Source organism: Novilysobacter antarcticus, assembly GCF_019802285.1.
GTDB classification, from domain to species: Bacteria; Pseudomonadota; Gammaproteobacteria; order Xanthomonadales; family Xanthomonadaceae; genus Novilysobacter; species Novilysobacter antarcticus.
The window spans coordinates 220502-238930 of record NZ_JAIEUJ010000004.1; the positions used below are offsets into that span (position 1 = coordinate 220502).

Below are 18429 nucleotides of genomic sequence, written 5' to 3' on the forward strand. Positions count from 1 at the left end.
TTAGCGAGGCGGCGCAGCCAGGATCTTCTCGTAGCGTTGCAGGTGGTAATTCATCCGATCGGAAAACGGGTCTTTCTGCATCACTGGTGGAACGTCCAGCACCATCAGCTCGAGGTTGTCATCACCGGCGGGGGTCCACTCCGGCAGCCCGGGGCCGTTGGGATTGCCGCTGCGGGCAAAGTTGGTCCAGTAGCCGGTCATGATGCGTGCCATCTCCTGGCCGGTCTCGTCGCCGGTCAGCGAGGGCTGTGCGACCAGCTCGAACAGGTAGGGGAGGTCTTCGCTATGCGCCGCGCCTGCGTTCCTGTTTTCGCTTCCGTCGCTGACGTGGGCGAAGCGGTAGACCCATGCCGGTTCTCCGTGCGCGGCGACCTGGCGCGCGAGGAAATGCGCGGGCGCATTGAAGGCCGTATCGGCAAACCACTCGCCCACCAGGGTCTTGTCGTCGACGCCCGGATTGGCAGCGCGCACCGTGTCTGCCGGGACGGCGCGCAGGATGGCCTGCAACGGCAGATTGAAGGGGACCACCAGGCTTTCTTCCCAGCTGGTGGAACCGATCATCAGCGGCGTGGGGTTCTGGCGACCCTCGGCGAAGGTACGGTCGACGTTGCCGGTAAGGAACCGGCCATCGGTGACCGGTACCAGGGCGCCTGCGGCCTGCGTGTCGGAGTACGCGATGATCGACTCCCACGGCAGCGCCCGCAGCTGGGCGGGGACGTCGCCGGCCGGGTTGATCCCGAGTGCCTGCGCGGTCGCCACGCCATCCTTTTCCAGCGACGGCGAGTCAGGGTAATCACGTGACACGTGACGCTCCTGCTCCAGGTTGGCCATCGCGCCACTATGTGCAATGGCACGGTGGTAGAGCCCGCGCGTCATCGGCGAGGCCATCAGCGCGGTCACCGCCACACCGCCGGAAGACTGGCCGAAGATCGTCACATTGTCCGGGTCGCCGCCAAACGCCTGGATATTGTCCTGCACCCAATGCAGCGCGGCCGTCATGTCCATCAAACCGTAGTTGGCCAGCGGCTCGTCGGGCTGGGTGGCACTGAGCGCCGGGTGAGCGAACAGGCCGAGGCGGTCGAGGCGGTAGTTGATGGTGACCACCACCGTGTCGTGTTTCGCCAAGGACTTGCCGTCGTAACGCGAGCCGCTGCCGATACGGGCGAAGCCGCCGTGGATCCAGACCATCACCGGCGCCTTGGCGTCCGGCTGAACGCGCGGGCTGTAGACAGTGAGGTTGAGGCAGTCCTCCTGCATGTCGAACTCCGCCAGCCATGGCTCGGAGACACCATCCTTCTCGCGCTTCGATTGCGCACAGATCGGACCGTGTCGGGTGCCGTCACGTACACCCTGCCACCGCGGTGCCGGACCGGGTGGGCGCCAGCGACCTTCGCCACTGACGTCGCCGGCAAACGGAATGCCGCGGAACACGCTGATGCCGTCGTCGACGAACCCACGCACGTCGCCGCCGACGGTACGCACCAGCGGCGCAGCGTCCAGCATGTCATTGGCTGGCGCGGCGGGATGATCGGTCGAGGTGGAGCACCCCGCCAACGTGGCCACCAGCGCTACCGACAGGGCGAGCGCGACCGGGCGAGCTCGGAATGCGTACCAGGAGTTGTGGACCATCGAGGAATCACCGTTGGCGAGGGATGTCAATCCGAGTATCTTGATAAATGTCCGGACAATCAACGGCAGCTGAATATCCTCCCTGTCCAGCGTCGCAAAGGAGGTCTGGCGCGGACCAAGTAACCCGATACAGCAGCGAAGTGTCACGTCGGAACGATCAGGAGTGGTGCATGGCGATACCCCATGAGCGGCAGGTGGTGCAGGTACTGCGCTACCCCGACGGCATGCCGCGAGAGGCGGATTTCGGCCTCGACCAGCGGCCGTTGCCGGCACTTCGCGCAGGCGAGGTGCTGTTGCGTACGCAGTGGCTTTCGATCGACCCGTATCTGCGCCCGCTGCTGGCCGGCCGGTACGCCGTGCCGCGCCCGGATCTGGGCGAGATGGTTCCCGGTGGGGCGGTGTCGCAGGTCGTCCAAAGCACCAGTGACCGCTTCGCCGTGGGCGACTGGGTGGTCGGTGATACGGGTTGGTGCGACTACGCGGTCGCCGCGGTCGATACCCTGCGCCAGGTGGATCCGGACCTGGCTCCGCTGTCCACAGCGCTCGGCGTGCTGGGTATTCCCGGCCTTACCGCCTGGGCCGGCTTGAAGACCATCGGCCGGCCGCAGCCGGGCGACACCGTGCTGATCTCCACCGCTGCCGGCGCCGTGGGCAGCGTGGCCGGGCAACTGGCGCGCCTTGCCGGTTGCCGCACCGTCGGCATCGCCGGGCTGCCGGAGAAATGCGCGATCGCGCGCGATGCGTACGGGTTTGAGGAGTGCGTCAGCCACCTCAGCCCGACGTTCACCGAGGACCTGCGCACGGCGTGTCCGGAAGGAATCGACGTGTATTTCGACAACGTCGGCGGGCCGGTGCTGGAAGCGGCACTGTCGCTGCTGCGACCGCACGCGCGCGTTGTGCTGTGCGGCTTGAGTGCGCAGTACAACCAGGCGGAGCGTCCACCCGGCCCCAATCTGGGCCCGGTGATCGGTGCCCGCGCGACCTTGCAGGGCCTGGTGGTATTCGACTATCTGGCGCGGTTCGACGAGTTCACCGCCGAGGTCGCCCCGCTCGTGCGCGACGGCAGCGTGCAGTATCGCGAGTCGATCAGCGACGGCCTGGCCGCCGCGCCGGCCGCCTTCGTCGCGATGATGTCGGGGCAGAATCTGGGCAAGTCACTGGTGAGGTTGGCGTCATGAGCGTGTGCATCCATCGTCGCTTCGTTCGCATCGGCCAGCGGCACGTGCACCTGCGCCATGCCGGCCAAGGCCCGGCGCTGGTCCTGCTGCACCAGTCCCCGCAGAACTCGCGGATGTGGCTGGACATGATCGCGCGCTTCGCCGATCGCTATACCGTGATCGCGCCGGACACGCCTGGCTTCGGCTATTCCGATCCGCTCGAGATTGCTGAGCCGTCCATCGCCGATCTCGCCACGGCCACCGTCGCGGTGCTGGACGCGCTGGGCATCGATCGCTTCGCGGTGTTTGGCATGCACACCGGCGGGCTGGTCGCCGCCCAGGTCGCGGCCGCCTATCCGGAGCGGGTCAGCGCGCTGGTGGTGGATGGCTATGCCGCCTTCACCCGGGAGGAAAGCGCGCTCTACGGCGACCGCTACCTGCCGCCGTTCGTGCCCGCATGGGATGGCTCACACCTGCGCTGGCTGTGGTCGCGGATGCGCGAGCAGAAGTACTTCTTCCCCTGGTACGACGACCGCGCCGAAGCCGCGATGGCGATCGACCCGCACACCACCGCCAGCACCCACGAGGCGGTGATGGACGTGCTGGAGGTCGGCGATGCGTACCGGGCCGGTTACGGTGCCGCCTTCAGGCACGTAGAACACGGGTTCCTCTCCACCCTGCAGCCGCCGTCGCTGCTGGTGTTCCGCCGCGGCGACCCGCTCCTGGCCCACCTGCCGCGCCTGCCGGCGCTGCCTGCGCATGTGCAGGCCACGGTCGAGGAGAACGGCATCGCGGGCATGCACGCACGCATGGACGCGCTGCTTGGCGACGCCCTGGCAACTGAAGCGCCGGCCAGCGTGACGGGCAGCGGCGCATCCTCCGACGCAGACGGCGATGGCGTCCGTGATCCTTCCGGAGGTCCTGACGGCTCCGGTTGGTCGCGTCGCATCGTCGCCTGTGCGGTGGGGGACGTCGCGCTCTGGTCCCGCGACGGTGTGGATTCGTTGCGGCTGGTGCTGCATGCCCTCGGCGAGCGGCCGCTGGGGCCGGCGGCGCTGGCAGCGGGCACGGCAGCGGTGGTCGCGCCGGACCTTCCGGGACACGGCGGCTCGTCCGAGATCGACGCGGACCTGGATGTCCGGACCATGGTGAGCGCGATCCTGGCGACGCTGGGTACGGTGCCGGGACGGCTCCCGGTGACGATCGAGAGCCATGGCGCGGCCGCAGGCTACGTGCCGGCGCTGGCGGTGGCGCTGGGTGAACGCCTGCAGCGGATCGTGCTGCACCGGCCGTGGCTGCTGGAGGGCGATGAGACCGCGACCCTGCTGGCACAACTGCCCGATCCGCGGCTGCTGCGCGCCGGTGGCCACCTTGATGAGGCATGGCAGTGGGAGCGCGAACGTCACCTGATGTGGCCGTGGCTCGCACCGTCCGCCGCCGCCCGCCGTACCGTCGCCGCGCCGACGCCGGCTCAGGTCAACGCGAACGTGGTGGAACTGTTGCGTCTCGGCGAGCGCTGCAAGCCGATGTTCCGCGAGGCCGCCGCGCCCGGCTTGGCCGGTCGCCTTAGCGCGCTGGGTGTGCCGCTGGCAGCCGGTAGTTCAGCCAGCGCGGACGACTATCTTGGCCGCGCCGCCGCGCTGCTGAACCAGCAACCCGACACATCCCATTCCTGATCCAGTTCCTTCCGCAGCTCCTGACCCACTCGCCCGTCAACCGCGCAACGCGCGGAGCGACTCAACGACCTACGAGGACTTCCCCATGAGCACCACGCTCTCCCCCGATCACGTCATCGCCGAACTGAAAACCCGCTGGGGCGACGGCGTCATCACCGATCCCACCGAACTCGAGTATTTCGGCACCGACGTCTACTCGCAGGGCGAACCGCTGTTGGCGGTCCTGCGCCCCACCAGCGCGGAGCAGCTCGCCGCTGCCGTGGCGGAGTTGACCGCGGCCGGGGTCACCCTGATTGCCCGCGGCGGCGGCATGAGCTACACCGGCGGCTACCTCGCCACCCGCCAGCCCACGGTGCTGATCGACACCGGCGGCCTGGACAAGGTGGTGGAAATCAACGTCCAGGATGCCTACGTGGTGGTCGAGGCGGGCGTCACCTGGGAAGCCCTGCAGAAGACGCTGCAAGCCAAGGGCGTGCGGACGCCGTACTTCGGTCCGATGTCCGGCTCGCACGCGACCGTCGGCGGGGCGTTGTCCCAGGGCAGCGTGTTCCATGGCTCCGCGCGTTACGGTTCCTCGGCCGACTCCGTGCTGGGACTGGAAGTGGTCACCGCCAATGGCGAGATCCTGCGCACCGGCTCGGCGGCCTCGGGCAATGCCACGCCGTTCTTCCGCTGGCACGGCCCGGATCTGACCGGCGTGTTCCTGGGCGACTGCGGCCTGCTCGGCATCAAGGTCCGCGCCAGCCTGCGTCTGTTGCCCAGGCATTCGCACATCGATTACCTGTCGTGGCAGTTCGAACGCGCCGACCAGTTGATGGACGCCATGGGTGCACTGGCCCGCGCCGGACTCGCGTCGGAGATTGCCGCGTTCGATCCCAGCCTCTCGCAGATCCGCATGCGTCGGGCCAGCCTGAGCAGCGATGTCAAAAGCCTTGGCAACGTGATCAAGAAGGGCGGGCTCATGCAGGGTCTGAAGCTGGTCACCAAGGGCCGCGACTTCCTCGACCCCGACCTGTTCACCCTGCACATCACCCTGGAGGGCGACTCGGAGGGCGAGATCAGCGCGCGCGTGGCGGCGGCCCGCAAGGCGGTCGCGGCATTCGGCAAGGAGGTTGAGAACAGTGTGCCCAAGGTGATGGCGGCCAACCCGTTCGCGGCCAAGAACGCCATGCTCGGATCCGCCGGGGAGCGCTGGGCACCTATCCACGGCATCGTGCCGCACTCGCGCAGCACCGATCTGTTCAACGCCCTGCAGGAGCTGTTCGCTGCCGAGAAGGCGGTGATGGATGAGCACGGCCTGTTCATCGGCACCCTGATGACCACCGTGGGCGCACAGGCGACCTTGATCGAACCGTGCATCTATTGGCCCGACTCGCACAACGCCTTCCACGTCCGCACCGTGGACCCGGAGCACCGTGCCAAGATCGGCTGCCCCGGTGAGAACCTGCCGGCGCGCGCAGCCACCGACGCACTCAAGCGCAAGATCGCTGACACCATGCGCGCGCACGGTGCGGCGAGCTTCCAGATCGGCAAGTTCTACACGTACCGCGAAGGTCGCGACCCGGCCGCGCTGGCGATGCTGGATGCGATCAAGCAGCAACTCGACCCGAAGGGTCTGATGAACCCCGGCGTCCTCGGACGCTGAGCCACGGCGGGTAACCGCGTCCCGGGCGCCGCTGCGCATGGACTGCGGCGCCCGGGGTCACATCACTAGAGCGATCCGGTCTGGATCAGATGGCGGTGCAGCGCTCGATGACCTCGCCCGTCGTGCTGTCCGCCATGTGGCGGAAGAGCGTGCCCTCGGAGCCGGTGCCCGACCCCTTGGTCCACCACTCCATCTCGCCGCCCACGTAGCGCGAGCCACTGGCGGACACCGCGATCGCCATGTTGTGGCTTTCGCCCTTGTACTGGACGGTCGCCGAGTCGGTGGTGGGATAGCTGGCGGCGATCGTCTGGCCGCTTTCGCAGCGGTAATTGTGGGTGGCCGACGCCGAGCCCGCGGGAGTCTGCGGCGCGGTCGCGCACGCAGAAAGCAGAAGAACGGATGCGAAAGCAACAGGAGCAAGAATTTTCATGGTGAGCCTCTTTGGTGGATCGTGCCGCCACTCGCCGGATTGCTCCAGCGCATTCGCTTGCCCGACACATGGCAAGCGGGTGACCAGCACGCTACTGAGGCATCTGAGCAAATCGCGCGTGACCGCGCTGTCGTGGGAAGTCTCCGCGGTCAAACCGAATCCGGCTCGCGGAGCTCCCAGGCGGCTAGCGCCCGAAACTTTAAGAAGGGGCGACGCTGTCTCCGTTTGAATGACCAGTTTTTTTTAAGTAGCTCACGGCAGCAACTCGATGCCGAAGTGACGCACAACGAGAGCAAATAAGCCGAAGCAAACAACAGTTATCCCGATGCTGGACAGCATGCTGAGCCAGAATCCGATACGGGGAAGTAATACTGGAAATGCCAGGAACATCGGCAGTGTCGGAACCACATACCAGAATGTGTACCACGCGTGGTTCGCAATTTTCGCTTCCGGCTGCTTCTCGACGTAGAGCCAGATAAGCGCCAGGAAGGTCACCAGTGGTAGCGCAGCTATGAAGCCGCCAATCTTGTCGCTTCGCTTTGCTACCTCAGACACCAGGACGACTACGGCCGCGGTGAGCATGTATTTGGTAATTAGCCAGCCCACAGCGATCTCCAAAGTTGTCTAACACCGGAATTAAGCCGACCCGCGACGTGCAAGCCGGCTGATGATAAAGACAGAATCACGAGCCTGCCTCGAAATGACACTTCGCGGGTTCGGCTTGAATGACCAGTTAGAGCGAAGCGTGGAAGCTTTCGGCGCCGAGCGTCACCCAGATTGCCACACCCAAGACAACTAGCACCATTGCCATGAACGCAAGGAGCGCTAGAGAAGGCTGGAGTAAAGAGGCTACGCCTGACATAGCGTAGCCGAGCGGCAGGACAAGCAATCGGTTTCCGGCCCATCGGTGAAGGGCAGAGGGATCGGTGACGCGGCCGTAGTCAACACCATTCAACGGCGTTGAAGTTCCCGCGAAGCGAATAGTCAAGGCGACGCCCAGAAGGACCGGGACGAGGAGTAGTTGAACGATGGCGAGTAGCGCTTCCATGCGGTCTAACACTGGGTTTAAGCCGACCAGCGATGCGGGGATTGGGCGATGCTGGGAATCGAACCACGACTCTGTCGGGAAATGGGGCTTCGCGGATTCGGCTTGAATGAGAAGTTAGATGCTGCCCTCGCGCTCCACGACCAGAATTCTCGCTTCCCCGACCGGAATTGCAACATGCTCGGTACCAACTGACGCAAAGAACACATCGCCAGTCTCTAAGAGCGTGCGTTGCTCTGTACCACTGTTGTCACGGAAACGCATCTCCACTCGCCCAGCGAGGACGGCAAAAACCTCCTCACCGTCATTGATATGCCACTTGTACGGCTGGTCTGACCAGTGAAGTCGAGTGGTCACACCGCCCATGTTCGCGATATCCACCGAACCCCAGGGCCGGTCAGCTGTGAACGTGCTGCTACGAAATACTTTCATGCAGTGTCTAGCGCCTGAGTTAAGCCGGACCGCGAAGCGGTCTCGCCTTGAACGAATCGTTAGCCGTCAATCGGTTGTTGTCTTGGCTACACCAAAACTGCCACAACACTTGCAGATACGCACCACAGCACTACGACGAGCGGAGAAGCCCGCCAAGCCACCATCAGGCCAAAGGCAACTAGGGCGATTACAAAGTCTATTGAGCCGGTAATGCTTGTTGTGAAAATCGGATCATAGAGCGCCGCGCCTAACAAGCCTACAACGGCTGCATTGATGCCGGAAATCGCGTTCCGTGCTGTGCGATTGTGAGAGAGCGCTTGCCAGAACGGGAGAACTCCTGCGACCAGTAGCAACCCCGGCAGAAACAGGAAGGCTAGTGCCGTTGCCGCTGTCAGATATGAGTTCTCAGTTGATGAAATTATGGAGCCAAGATATGCCGCAAAAGCAAACATTGGACCTGGAATGGCCTGTGACGCACCGTAGCCTGCCAGGAACTCATTAGACGAAACCCAGCCTGAGGAAACCACGGCATCCTGAAGCAACGGAAGGACGACGTGACCGCCCCCAAAAACTAGTGCGCCGGCACGATAGAAAGCTCCGGCGACAGGTAGCAATCCTGATTCTGCGGTGGCCAGCACAGGTAGGACAAATAGCAACCCTACGAATAACGCAATAAGCATGATGCCAGTTCTCGCTCCGAACGGAACTCGAATCCGGCTAGGCTCATCAGATTCCATGTTGCTGCGAAGGATGAGCAGACCGGCTAGTGCAGCGGATGCCACAACGGCGAGCTGAGCTATTGCTGATCCGAGTAGGAGCAGGACTGCGGCAGAAAGCAGAGCGATGGTGCGCCGTGGTCTGTCGGTGCAGATTTTCTTGGCCATTCCTAAAACTGCGTCTGCAACCACTGCAAAAGCCACAATCTTCAGACCATGAACGGTCGCCTGCCCGGCTGGTCCGGATAGAACCGGTAACAATGCCGCAAATACAACGAGCAAGATGGCCGAAGGCAGAGTGAAGGCCAGAAAGGCAGCGAGCCCGCCGAGCCAACCCGCGCGTAGCAAACCAATGCTAAAGCCTAGCTGGCTACTGGCTGGGCCTGGTAAAAACTGGCAGATAGCTAAAAGGTGCCCGAACTGATCCTCACTGAGCCAACGACGACGCTCGACGAATTCAGTCCTGAAGTAGCCAAGATGGGCGATTGGCCCGCCGAATGATGTGAGGCCAAGCTTCAGAAAAGCTGACGCCACCTCTAGCGCACTTCCTGAACGCATCGAATTGTTTTGATCTTTAATCATGCGATCAAGATAGTGCTTTGACGGCTAACACTGTAGTTAAGCAGATACCCGAAGTAGGCAGGAGGTTGGCCGAAATCGAGACACGATTATGCCTGTAAATGGGAATTAGGGGGTTCGGCTTGAACGACCAGTTAGATAAACTAGGGTGTAACGGCGAGCGTTGTGCTTTGCGAGCTAATTACAACGCCGTTGTCTTTAACTTGCGAAGAGTACGCTGCGGTGTCTCCGGACTCGTCTACTGTCACGGTGAACTCGACGCTCATCATCCCAGAGGCACCAGTCGCACCAACCTCAACCTGTGCGCGCTTTCCCGCCGCTGCGACAAGCTTTGGCTCGGACAGCACCTGTCCAGTGCGCAAGTCCGAAACAATAGCGGAAAGGTTATACGTGTTTTCAGCAGAGCCACGGCTCACAGCAACTTGTACGTCGGGCCGAGCATTGTTCCATGCGTCAAGCTAAACAGGTGCGCTGGGGCTGGCGACGGCGAGCGATGACACTGAAAGCAAAGCAACGGCAATGAGGTTCTTCATAACGGCTCCTTGTTGATGAGTGATGTCTAATACCTGGGTGCAGACGGGCCTGAAGCGGGCTCGGCTTGAACGAATAGCTAGGCCGCGCCCTATTTAATCTTGATTGACAGTGAAGATTCGATCCAACTTGATATACCCGCAAGAGTGGCGTGACCGTCCTCTCCGCCAAGTTCATTGGCGTATGTGGCGCTCACCAAATTTCCGCTCTCGTCGATAATTGCGAATACAGGGAACACTTTGATCCCGAGTGTCTCAAACACGTAATCCTGGCCGGGAGCGGCGATCGACCATGCTAGGAAGCGATCTTTGGTATAGGCGGCAGCGTCTTCTGGCGGATCGGGTGTGACGGCCAACACTTGCAGATCTGGATTGAGTTGTTTCAGGGCATTGAGTTTTGGAATTTCCCGAATGCACGGCGGGCAATAGGCGCTGTAAAAATTGATGATCAGTGGCTTTCCACGAAATGAAGCAAGATTTGCTGGCCCTGGGAAGTCGGGAACGGGTTGGCCAACGGTGAGCTTCAGGCCATTTACAGGCTTATACGGGGCCTCTGACTGTTCTTGCGCGTAAAGAGGTGAAGTTATTGAAATTGCAACTAGCACCAGAAGAGCTGACAACAGGCGCATATGAGTCTCCGTTAGCGGCCTAACACCGAAATTAAGCCGACCCGCAACGCGTGAGCCGGATGCTGATGGAATCCGAATTACGAGTCTGCCTGGAAATGGGACTTCGCGGGTTCGGCTTAAATAACCAGTTAGGGCTCACTCTGCCACAAAAAACTCGACCTTTCCGCAAGTGGCGCATGCGTATGTGTCGAACGTCGAACGGCTGACAAGGAGCTCGCCTAAGCGGCCGAAGAGGAGCGGCCAAGCACGTGTGCCTTCATGGATCTTGATGCGATCGACGACGGACATAGGTGTGGCACATCGTAAGCAATTTAGATCGCGAGAGAGCGGTTCATCCCGAGGCAGGCTCGGGAGGCTGTCAGGGACAAATAAAGCGTCCCGAGGCGTGCCGTCTAGGTGAGTGCCGCAGCTCCAGCACACGGAGTAGCCAGCCTCAATAACTTCGTCGCAGTTAACGCATCGTTGAATAGCCATGACACTTCCTGTGAGGGCTAACACCGTAGTTAAGCCGACCCCCGGCACGTAGTCCGAAGATTGGCGAAAATTGAGCAATGACGCTGCCTGAAAGTGGGACCTCGGGGGTTCGGCTTGAACGCCCAGTTAGCCGCCAAGCAGCGCAGCTGTTATTGAGTGTGCAAGGCCGCTATGCACAAGCCAAGCAACAACTGCGATGTTGAGGAGCACCGTAACCCAGAAGGCCTGCTGAAACGACGCCTTTACCGTCTTATGGCGAAACTGTTGCTGCGCAATGAGTGCACCTGGCCAACCACCAAGCAAGTCTAGTAGGTGCAACGTGCTTTCTGGAGTGCGTTGCATGTCTTTGCCAGCGGCAGCCTTGTCCAGTGAATACATGATGTAGGACACGCAGCTAAGTAACATGTAGCCGACTGTAATCGCCGCCGGGACGCCGCCGAAGAGCATGCCGAGTGTGACTGCAACCAAGAAAAATACACCAAGAGCCCGCCGCGGCAATGGCCTATATGGCTTAGGTTGCTGGATCTTCTGACCGGCGTGCCGTACATCTGTTGCGTTTGTTCGGCCCCGGGCATCTTTTGCTGCCGCGTATGTGATGAGGTCGCCATCAACTGGCCTACGAGACCCGAACTGGAAGGCTTTGATATGAACAAAGGCGCGGTCTCCACCGTCATGTGGCGTAACAAAGCCGTAGCCTTTGTCTTCGTTCCAGTCGGAAATTCGTCCTACAAATCGCATGGAAAGTCCATGTGGCAGCTGACACCGGAATTAAGCCGACCCGCGACGCGTGGGTCGCGTGCTGATGGAAACCGAACCACGAGCCTGCCTGGAAATTGGACTTCGCGGGTTCGGCTCGAAACTTTTAGGCGCCGCCCGACAGCGTCTTGTTAGCCCGGTGCAGGAGTACACGCTGCAAGATCCCGAGGCCAATGATCGGATACACAGCAGCCAAGTAGCGGTCGCCGCGGAACGCTAGAGCAAACATGAGAGCCAGGGCTGTGGCGAACAGCAGAACGAGCGATGCGCGCCTGGGCGATCCTTGAGCACCGATGTAGCCGGCAGCACTTGTGAGCGTAGCAACAATGCCTACCGCCAACATAAGGATGAAAATAGCAGCCTCTTGAAGCGAATTGTAAAGCTTGAGGAACCACCACTGATGGGTAAGGAACGCAAGCCCGCCGAGCAATAAATAGAGGTTTGCGGCCAGGATGAGGCGATTGGTAGGGCGGCGCTGCGGAACAATGATGGCGAGTTGAATGATGGCTGCCAGCGACGCTAGCTTGAATGCCATCTCCCAACGAGATTCATCCGGGGTTCCGCTCCAGAAGGCGTAGGTTGCGAACAGTGAAAGAGGCACAAACTGGATGAACGCAAAAATCCATTTCGGCACGGCGGATCTCTCCTGTGGTACCTAACGCCTAAGTTAAGCCGACCCACGCAGTGGGTTCGGCTTGAATGATTGGTTAGGCGGCAACTCGTATGCCATGTGTACGGTGCCACCGATGACAGACTGTACATTGAAGCCAAGCCGAGCATACAACTGCCTAGCAGGGCTCTCTTGATACACGCGGAGCCGCAGTAGCCGAGTGCGGCGCTTAGCGGCAATGATCAGAGCTTGCTGTATGGCCCAACTGCCAATGCCACGACCTTGATGCTCGGGAAGAACCTGTAGGTCTCTGATGGCAAGTGCATCAGTCTCATGCGCTAGTCTGATAAGGCCGACCGCGTCTGTCCGCTCTAGGATTATCAGATTCTCAAACTCCGACCAGCTTGCGGAGTAAATGCCGCTGTCCCAGCGAATCTGGCGCGAAGCAAGATAAGCTGACATGTTGCGGCGATTGAGATCCTCGCAGAACGTGCGGTCGTCATCACCCGCCGGTCGAAGTGAGAGCTGCATTGCCGCCTAACGCGGGAATTAAGCCGACCCGCGACGCGTGGGTCGCGTGCGGATGGAAGTCGAGCCACGAGTTAGCCTGGAAATGGGACGTCGCAGGTTCGGCTTGAATGACTCGTTAGGGCTCGGCTCGGGGGACCGCAACTGCCTAAGTATCTTGGCCGACAGCATCAGATTCTTTGCCGGCACGATTAATCCCGACTCAAATGGGGTCAGGAAGATTGTCATCAGAATCATGGGAATCAGCCCAATGGTTCTAGAGCTCGGATCAATGGCACGGCAGGTTTTATGAACAAGTGCGGCGTATACGATCACTGGAGGAATAGTAATGAGGGCAAGCCCGATGGAGGTTGTAGCGACCGCCTTGGAAGTATGCGCTATTGCGGTAGCGATCATTGCCACGAACCAGATGACGTGCACCACATAGCTCTGCAGCAGACGTCGTCGCTGCCGAGCTAGAGTTGCAGTCAGCGGGTTGTCCATACGAGCCCTAACACCGGAATTAAGCCGACCCGCAGCGCGTGTGGGTCGGGTGCTGATGGAAATCGAACCACGCGTCTGCCTGGAAATGGGACTTCGCGGGTTCGGCTTGAATGATTAGTTGGGCGTCATTCCTCTGGGTACACATCAATTAGAGACTCAAGCGAATTCGACACTACGACACCATACCGAATATCAAGCTTGGCTTGTTGCGCCATAGAGACGGAACTCTTTTCCGCAATGATGCGCGTTGAATATGGGATTGCGGTGTAAAAGGACTGCATGTCAAATAGGTCATTTGTCGTCAGAATCCCAGTTTTGGATTCAAGACGAGCTGCCATTTGTGCTTCTACGTTCAGGGTTGGAACATCCTCTATGAGCGCACGGACGGCTCTTTCTCCAAGCGCTTGGATCTGCTCAAAAGGATGTCCCATAGTGTTGGCTATTCGAATGAATAGGTCCTGGTGATCGATGAAGAGCTGGGCTGAGTAGGCCCGACGGCGCATATCAACTGTCTCACCGGCTAGCCTAGCGCGCCTTTTTTCAATTTCCGCAACTGCGGATTCTGCCGAAGCTGCTAATTTCTTGTGCGCTTCTCGGCGAGTACTATCATCTTGATTCTTCATGTATCTCACGTACTGATCCGCGGGATCTATGAGCTTATTTAGGCGAATGACCCTGTGCGTCTCCGACTCTGTTGCTATAAGCGTGTCCGTAGGTTCGAAGGACTGCAAGAAGCCATGAGCAATTACCCAGTTTTCTGGTAATTCTGGTTCCGGAGTGCTGAATATCCGATGGAGTGCAGATCGAACCTCGACGTGTAGCCGACCTGATCGACTGCGGTACGCGTATCCACGACTGAGTTGGGCTTGTGTTTCTGCCAATGCTGCCCGACTAGCTGGGTCATTTCGCTTTGAAGTTTCAAGCACATGAGATGCTGACAAAGGGAAAAGTACATGTCCTGCACCGACAGCCTTCAGAGCTTGGTTGTACGCGATAGTCGTATTGGAATCTCGTGATTTGCCGGCGCGTACACGAGCGAGGTCTATCCACTTGTTCTGATCGAGATAGACGATGTCCATTGAATGACGCCTAACACCTGAGTTAAGCCGGACCGCGTAGCGGCTTGGCAGTGTGCTACACGATAGCGCATGCGCCGAGCCGCGAAGCGGTCTCGGCTTGAACGAATAGTTAGGCAACATGTGCCGAGTACTGCGCGTTGAAGAACGCAACTGTGTTCTCGTACTTGACGCGAACATCCTGAGGCAAGTCAGCGAAAGAGCCGAATGTCGGTTCAAATATTTGATAGAAGCTCTCCGTAGTGAACGGAGGTTCCACTTTTAGTTGATGAGCCATCATCGCGGGCCAGTTCAGAACAACTAGATTTTCAACCGAGTTCTTCATTGGAACAGGCCAAGATACGACCACCTCACTCGATCCTGTCGTTAGGCCAAGAGCTCGAATGTCCGAAGCGACCGAGGGAGAGAATGTGGCGCCGAGCCACTGACAAGACTCGCCAACATGATATGCCTCCACAAGAGCGGGCCCTGCAAACATTGAGCGTTCGAGGTTTACGAAGAGCGTTCCTTTAGCTATGCCGATGCGTATTGGTACACGGTTGTACAAAGAGTTGTTGAACATCTGGGCCACTACGATAGTGAGAGCCCGAAGATCAGCCTCTCTGTCGCTGCGAGTGAATAGAAAGACGGTGTCAGAAAGGTGACCGCTTTTACGCGCTCAGGAACATGAATAGGTTCGCTAAGCCCCTCAAATTCAAGGGTCACGTTGGTAGAGGAGTCTCGTGCGTCTACTAGTGCGGAGAGCATGGACCAGGCTTCTTCTGGATCTTTGTCCATGATCGAAGACATCCCGAGTATGTCGAGATGTGCCACATAACGACGTTGCGAAGTGGTCATTAATGTTGCCTAACACCTGAATTAAGCCGACTTGCGTAGTGGAGGCAAAAGCGTGGCAGGCTTTTTATGCCACGCTTTTGATGTAACGAAGCAAGTTCGGCTTGAATGAATTATTAGGGGTGCTGCTTTTGCACGATACAACCCCAGCCGTCACACTCAAGCCCAAAAAGCTCACCGATGCAGACCATGAAGCCAGAAACCGAAAGTATGGCGTGCTGCTGTATGGGCATGTTTACAACTACGACAACTTGATGCTCACCGTCCGACTCCTGTGTTGCCGCAACCCCGAACTGGTAGTCGTTAATGAAGTCAGCGGCAAGGTCAGCCTTTTCAGCGGACGGGCAGCGAAGCATGAACTCCACATCACGAGGCACGGCAAAGTCATCGCCCTGCGAGTCAAGCTTGCGGAGCAGGTCTATATCCGATTCTGCATTTTGCATCAAGGAATCAAGAACCGTCACATGCACCCCTAACACCGTAGTTAAGCCGACCCCCGGCACGTAGTCCGAAGATTGGCGGAAATTGAGCAACGAACCTGCCTGAAAATGGGACTTCGGGGGTTCGGCTTGAACGACCAGTTAGACCGCAGGTACGTCACAGGCGCGCCCATACCTGCCGGATGCCTATGAAGTGGACAATGCCAAAGGCCAAGCAGATAGCAGAGCTCCAGAACCAAAATGTCATGCTGTTGCCAGGGAAGTAGCGCATAAGCGGGGCAGCAGCGAATCCCCGGAGGATGTAGACACCAGTGATCGCAACAAGCGCGATACGAAGTAACGGAAGCTTGCGTATGACGCCGGCACCGGACAGCGCGTAGATCGACCACAACAGCAGAATGGATGAAATCACTAGCGTGGCTACCGTCGGGTACCAATGGCCGGCTAGATCCAGTTGTGCCATCTGCTCACCAGCACCGAGGAATCGATACCACGGCGCGCCAAAAGCGATGCAGCCAAGGTGCAATAGCGCCGCGGATGCGCTGAGCGCAGCACCAGTTACAAGGAATGCATTCCTAGCCATACACCTACCGCCCTTTGCCGTCTAACACCTATTAGACACCAAAGTGGTGCCTATTCCTTGTGTCTAATCCGGATAGTCCGGTCCGAGTTTCCAGCCGTAGTCCTACAGAAATCAGCCACATCCCCTGAGCGAAGGGGCCTAATCCCTGTGTCTAATCTGGGACTTCCTCCGGAAAAGGACAATGCGATGGGATATTCGCACCCGAGCTCGGGCGGTGCAACGCCTGAGCCGCACGCCCCCCGGCTGCTGGACCAGGTCCGGGCGCGCATTCGTCGTCGCGGCTTGGCGATTCGTACCGAGGAGGTTTACGTCAGCTGGATTCGCCGCTTCATTTTGGCGAACGGAAAACGTCATCCGAGCGAGATGGGCGAGCGGGAGGTGGAATGGTTTCTTACCCGGCTGGCGGTGCACGGAAAGGTGGCCGCTTCGACCCAGAACCAGGCGTTGTCCGCGCTGCTGTTTCTGTACCGCGAGGTGCTTGGGCAGGACCTGCCATGGATGGAGAATATCCGGCGCGCCAAACGACCCGAGCGGTTGCCGGTGGTCCTCACCGTTGAGGAAGTGGCGCGCTTGTTGGCCCAGATGAGCGGCGTCCACCACTTGATGGCCAGTCTGCTCTACGGCTCAGGTATCCGGCTGATGGAGTGCGTGCGCTTGCGGGTTCAGGACATCGACTTTGTGCGCCGGGAGATCCTCGTGCGGCGCGGAAAGGGCGGCAAGGACCGGAGAACCATGCTGCCCGCCAGGGCGGTCGCGGCTCTGCAGACGCATCTCGTCCAAACCAGGATGCTCCATGAGGGAGATCTGGCCGTGGGCCACGGATCGGTGTGGTTGCCGGGTGCTCTGGCACGCAAATACCCCAATGCGGCCCGCGAGTGGATCTGGCAATACGTGTTTCCGTCGCGCCTGCGCAGCGTGGACCCGCGCTCGGGGATCGTTCGACGTCACCATGTGGACGAGAAGAACCTGCAAAGAGCGGTCAGGATTGCGGTACAGGCCGCCGGTATCGGCAAGCACGCCACATGCCACACGCTCCGGCACAGTTTCGCGACGCATCTGCTCGAGTCGGGCTCGGACATTCGCACGATTCAGGAGCTGCTGGGTCACTCGGATGTATCGACCACCATGATCTACACCCATGTCCTGAATCGTGGCGGTTCCGGTGTGCTCAGTCCGCTGGATCGCTAGGCCGCTTGCTCGGCTGCATTTCGCAGTGCTTGCAGCAACCGGGCCTGCGGATCCGACTGCGGTTCGCCCAGCCGGGTGTAGACGACCAGAGGGCGCTCCCAGGAGAATCCCGCCACATCCAGCTGCGTCCACTGCCGCGAGCCCAGCTCGACATGCACCAGGCGGGACGGCAGGAGGGTCAGGTAGCCGCCGTCGCGGACCAGGGTTCGCACGAAGTCCAGTGATGATGATTCCAGCGACTGCACGGGCGGACTGAGGCCGGCGTCCACAAAGCGCTGGCGGAACTGGGCTTCCACCTCGCCTAGACGTCGACCCATCACCCACGGATGCTCCAGCAGATTGGCCGCGGTCAGCTCAGCGCGGCCGGCCAGGGGATGGGAGGAGCTGGCCATGATCCGGTATTCGTCGTTCACCAGCAGGTCGCGGTGCAGTCGAGGGTCGGTTTCCAGCATGGTGTCCAGGGCGACGACCACGTCCAGCTCGCGCGCCAGCAGGGCGGGCAGCAATTCGGGAAGCACGCCACCCGTGACGCGCACGCCCAGTCGGGGCCATGCCGCGCGTAACGCGAGCACTGCCGGGGCGACAACCGAGCCGGCGGCGGTGGGGCCGGTGCCGATACGGATCTCGCCCTCGGTGCCGGTCTGCAGTTCGTGCAGCCGTTGTTCGAAGGTGCGCAGGGTGGCGTCGGCGGTGCGCGCGTGGTCCAGCAGCAGTCGGCCGACGGCGGTCGGACGGGCGCCGCGCGAGCCACGCTCAAACAGGCGCGCGCCCAATTGCTGTTCCAGCGCGGCGATGCCCTTGCTCAACGCCTGCTGGGTGCGACCGGTCATCGCGGCGGCGCGGGTAAAGCTGCCATGCTCGACGACGGCAAGGAAGTAGCGAAGCTGCCGGATATCCATGGCGGCAGGATAGGCGATCACAACGTCCGGTTGTTGACGTCCCGCTAACGGGTTGGCGCAGACCGCCCGCAGCGCGGATACTCGGTGCAT

The 18429-nt window shown here is 60.5% G+C and carries 19 protein-coding genes; 4 read left to right on the forward strand and 15 right to left on the reverse strand.

All coding sequences use genetic code 11. From position 1 onward, the window contains the following. Positions 1-1659, reverse strand: a complete 1659-nt coding sequence (locus KZ491_RS12285) for a carboxylesterase/lipase family protein (RefSeq protein WP_222566141.1) — start codon at positions 1657-1659, stop codon at positions 1-3. Positions 1660-1799: 140 nt separating this feature from the next. Between KZ491_RS12285 and KZ491_RS12290 the strand changes: the two genes are divergently transcribed. The 3 genes from KZ491_RS12290 (at position 1800) to KZ491_RS12300 (ending at position 6107) form a co-directional block, all read left to right on the forward strand. Beyond that, a complete protein-coding gene (locus tag KZ491_RS12290) occupies positions 1800-2807 on the forward strand; it encodes an NADP-dependent oxidoreductase (RefSeq protein ID WP_222566142.1) in 1008 nt (335 codons plus the stop codon). Continuing rightward, the gene (locus KZ491_RS12295) at positions 2804-4462 is read left to right on the forward strand and encodes an alpha/beta hydrolase (protein WP_222566143.1); all 1659 of its coding nucleotides are present in this window, start codon (positions 2804-2806) and stop codon (positions 4460-4462) included. Before KZ491_RS12290 ends, KZ491_RS12295 begins: the two co-directional genes overlap by 4 nt. An 85-nt stretch (positions 4463-4547) precedes the next feature. Next, a complete protein-coding gene (locus KZ491_RS12300) occupies positions 4548-6107 on the forward strand; it encodes an FAD-binding oxidoreductase (protein WP_222566233.1) in 1560 nt (519 codons plus the stop codon). A gap of 85 nt (positions 6108-6192) precedes the next feature. Here KZ491_RS12300 and KZ491_RS12305 read toward each other — a convergent pair whose 3' ends face one another. The 13 genes from KZ491_RS12305 to KZ491_RS12365 all read right to left on the reverse strand — a co-directional run bounded on the left by KZ491_RS12305 (position 6193) and on the right by KZ491_RS12365 (position 16132). Then, on the reverse strand, positions 6193-6537 hold the full coding sequence (locus KZ491_RS12305) for an MliC family protein (protein WP_222566144.1): 345 nt from the start codon (positions 6535-6537) through the stop codon (positions 6193-6195). Positions 6538-6789: 252 nt separating this feature from the next. Beyond that, the gene (locus tag KZ491_RS12310) at positions 6790-7143 is read right to left on the reverse strand and encodes a DUF3147 family protein (RefSeq protein WP_222566145.1); all 354 of its coding nucleotides are present in this window, start codon (positions 7141-7143) and stop codon (positions 6790-6792) included. Between the two features lie 127 nt (positions 7144-7270). After that, on the reverse strand, positions 7271-7585 hold the full coding sequence (locus tag KZ491_RS12315; protein ID WP_222566146.1) for a hypothetical protein: 315 nt from the start codon (positions 7583-7585) through the stop codon (positions 7271-7273). Positions 7586-7699: 114 nt separating this feature from the next. Continuing rightward, the gene (locus KZ491_RS12320) at positions 7700-8014 is read right to left on the reverse strand and encodes a cupin domain-containing protein (RefSeq protein ID WP_246606820.1); all 315 of its coding nucleotides are present in this window, start codon (positions 8012-8014) and stop codon (positions 7700-7702) included. Positions 8015-8100: 86 nt separating this feature from the next. Next, entirely contained in the window at positions 8101-9312 is a 1212-nt protein-coding gene (gene chrA / locus KZ491_RS12325) for a chromate efflux transporter (RefSeq protein WP_246606821.1), read from the reverse strand. Between the two features lie 619 nt (positions 9313-9931). Next, entirely contained in the window at positions 9932-10468 is a 537-nt protein-coding gene (locus KZ491_RS12330; RefSeq protein ID WP_222566147.1) for a TlpA family protein disulfide reductase, read from the reverse strand. Between the two features lie 600 nt (positions 10469-11068). Beyond that, positions 11069-11680 carry a DUF1294 domain-containing protein gene (locus tag KZ491_RS12335; RefSeq protein ID WP_222566148.1) on the reverse strand — a complete coding sequence of 204 codons (612 nt, stop codon included), beginning with the start codon at positions 11678-11680 and terminating at the stop codon, positions 11069-11071. 124 nt (positions 11681-11804) lie between these two features. Beyond that, a complete protein-coding gene (locus tag KZ491_RS12340) occupies positions 11805-12332 on the reverse strand; it encodes a hypothetical protein (protein ID WP_222566149.1) in 528 nt (175 codons plus the stop codon). 33 nt (positions 12333-12365) lie between these two features. Then, positions 12366-12839 carry a GNAT family N-acetyltransferase gene (locus KZ491_RS13000; RefSeq protein ID WP_222566150.1) on the reverse strand — a complete coding sequence of 158 codons (474 nt, stop codon included), beginning with the start codon at positions 12837-12839 and terminating at the stop codon, positions 12366-12368. Between the two features lie 605 nt (positions 12840-13444). After that, on the reverse strand, positions 13445-14398 hold the full coding sequence (locus tag KZ491_RS12350; protein ID WP_222566151.1) for a hypothetical protein: 954 nt from the start codon (positions 14396-14398) through the stop codon (positions 13445-13447). Positions 14399-14507: 109 nt separating this feature from the next. Then, positions 14508-14957: a hypothetical protein gene (locus KZ491_RS12355; RefSeq protein WP_222566152.1), complete on the reverse strand. Its 450-nt coding sequence runs from the start codon at positions 14955-14957 to the stop codon at positions 14508-14510. A 388-nt stretch (positions 14958-15345) separates the two neighbouring features. After that, positions 15346-15762 (reverse strand): ribonuclease E inhibitor RraB, encoded by a 417-nt coding sequence (locus KZ491_RS12360; protein WP_222566153.1) that lies wholly within the window; start codon positions 15760-15762, stop codon positions 15346-15348. A 64-nt stretch (positions 15763-15826) separates the two neighbouring features. Next, complete coding sequence (locus KZ491_RS12365) at positions 15827-16132, reverse strand: hypothetical protein (RefSeq protein ID WP_246606823.1); 306 nt, start codon at positions 16130-16132, stop codon at positions 15827-15829. Between the two features lie 306 nt (positions 16133-16438). On the opposite strand from KZ491_RS12365, the gene KZ491_RS12370 reads away from it, so the two are divergent. Then, the gene (locus KZ491_RS12370; RefSeq protein WP_222566155.1) at positions 16439-17440 is read left to right on the forward strand and encodes an integron integrase; all 1002 of its coding nucleotides are present in this window, start codon (positions 16439-16441) and stop codon (positions 17438-17440) included. Here KZ491_RS12370 and KZ491_RS12375 read toward each other — a convergent pair. Beyond that, entirely contained in the window at positions 17437-18360 is a 924-nt protein-coding gene (locus KZ491_RS12375; RefSeq protein WP_222566156.1) for a LysR family transcriptional regulator, read from the reverse strand. The genes KZ491_RS12370 and KZ491_RS12375 overlap by 4 nt on opposite strands. Between the last annotated feature and the right edge of the window lie 69 nt (positions 18361-18429).

Excerpts from the sequence above, each read along its gene's own strand:
- KZ491_RS12290 (WP_222566142.1), top strand. The coding sequence starts at position 1,800 with ATGGCGATACCCCATGAGCGGCAGGTGGTGCAGGTACTGCGCTACCCC.
- KZ491_RS12295 (WP_222566143.1), top strand. The coding sequence starts at position 2,804 with ATGAGCGTGTGCATCCATCGTCGCTTCGTTCGCATCGGCCAGCGGCAC.
- KZ491_RS12300 (WP_222566233.1), top strand. The coding sequence starts at position 4,548 with ATGAGCACCACGCTCTCCCCCGATCACGTCATCGCCGAACTGAAAACC.
- KZ491_RS12305 (WP_222566144.1), bottom strand. The coding sequence starts at position 6,537 with ATGAAAATTCTTGCTCCTGTTGCTTTCGCATCCGTTCTTCTGCTTTCT.
- KZ491_RS12315 (WP_222566146.1), bottom strand. The coding sequence starts at position 7,585 with ATGGAAGCGCTACTCGCCATCGTTCAACTACTCCTCGTCCCGGTCCTT.
- KZ491_RS12320 (WP_246606820.1), bottom strand. The coding sequence starts at position 8,014 with ATGAAAGTATTTCGTAGCAGCACGTTCACAGCTGACCGGCCCTGGGGT.
- chrA (WP_246606821.1), bottom strand. The coding sequence starts at position 9,312 with ATGATTAAAGATCAAAACAATTCGATGCGTTCAGGAAGTGCGCTAGAG.
- KZ491_RS12330 (WP_222566147.1), bottom strand. The coding sequence starts at position 10,468 with ATGCGCCTGTTGTCAGCTCTTCTGGTGCTAGTTGCAATTTCAATAACT.
- KZ491_RS12335 (WP_222566148.1), bottom strand. The coding sequence starts at position 11,680 with ATGCGATTTGTAGGACGAATTTCCGACTGGAACGAAGACAAAGGCTAC.
- KZ491_RS13000 (WP_222566150.1), bottom strand. The coding sequence starts at position 12,839 with ATGCAGCTCTCACTTCGACCGGCGGGTGATGACGACCGCACGTTCTGC.
- KZ491_RS12350 (WP_222566151.1), bottom strand. The coding sequence starts at position 14,398 with ATGGACATCGTCTATCTCGATCAGAACAAGTGGATAGACCTCGCTCGT.
- KZ491_RS12355 (WP_222566152.1), bottom strand. The coding sequence starts at position 14,957 with ATGTTCAACAACTCTTTGTACAACCGTGTACCAATACGCATCGGCATA.
- KZ491_RS12365 (WP_246606823.1), bottom strand. The coding sequence starts at position 16,132 with ATGGCACAACTGGATCTAGCCGGCCATTGGTACCCGACGGTAGCCACG.
- KZ491_RS12370 (WP_222566155.1), top strand. The coding sequence starts at position 16,439 with ATGGGATATTCGCACCCGAGCTCGGGCGGTGCAACGCCTGAGCCGCAC.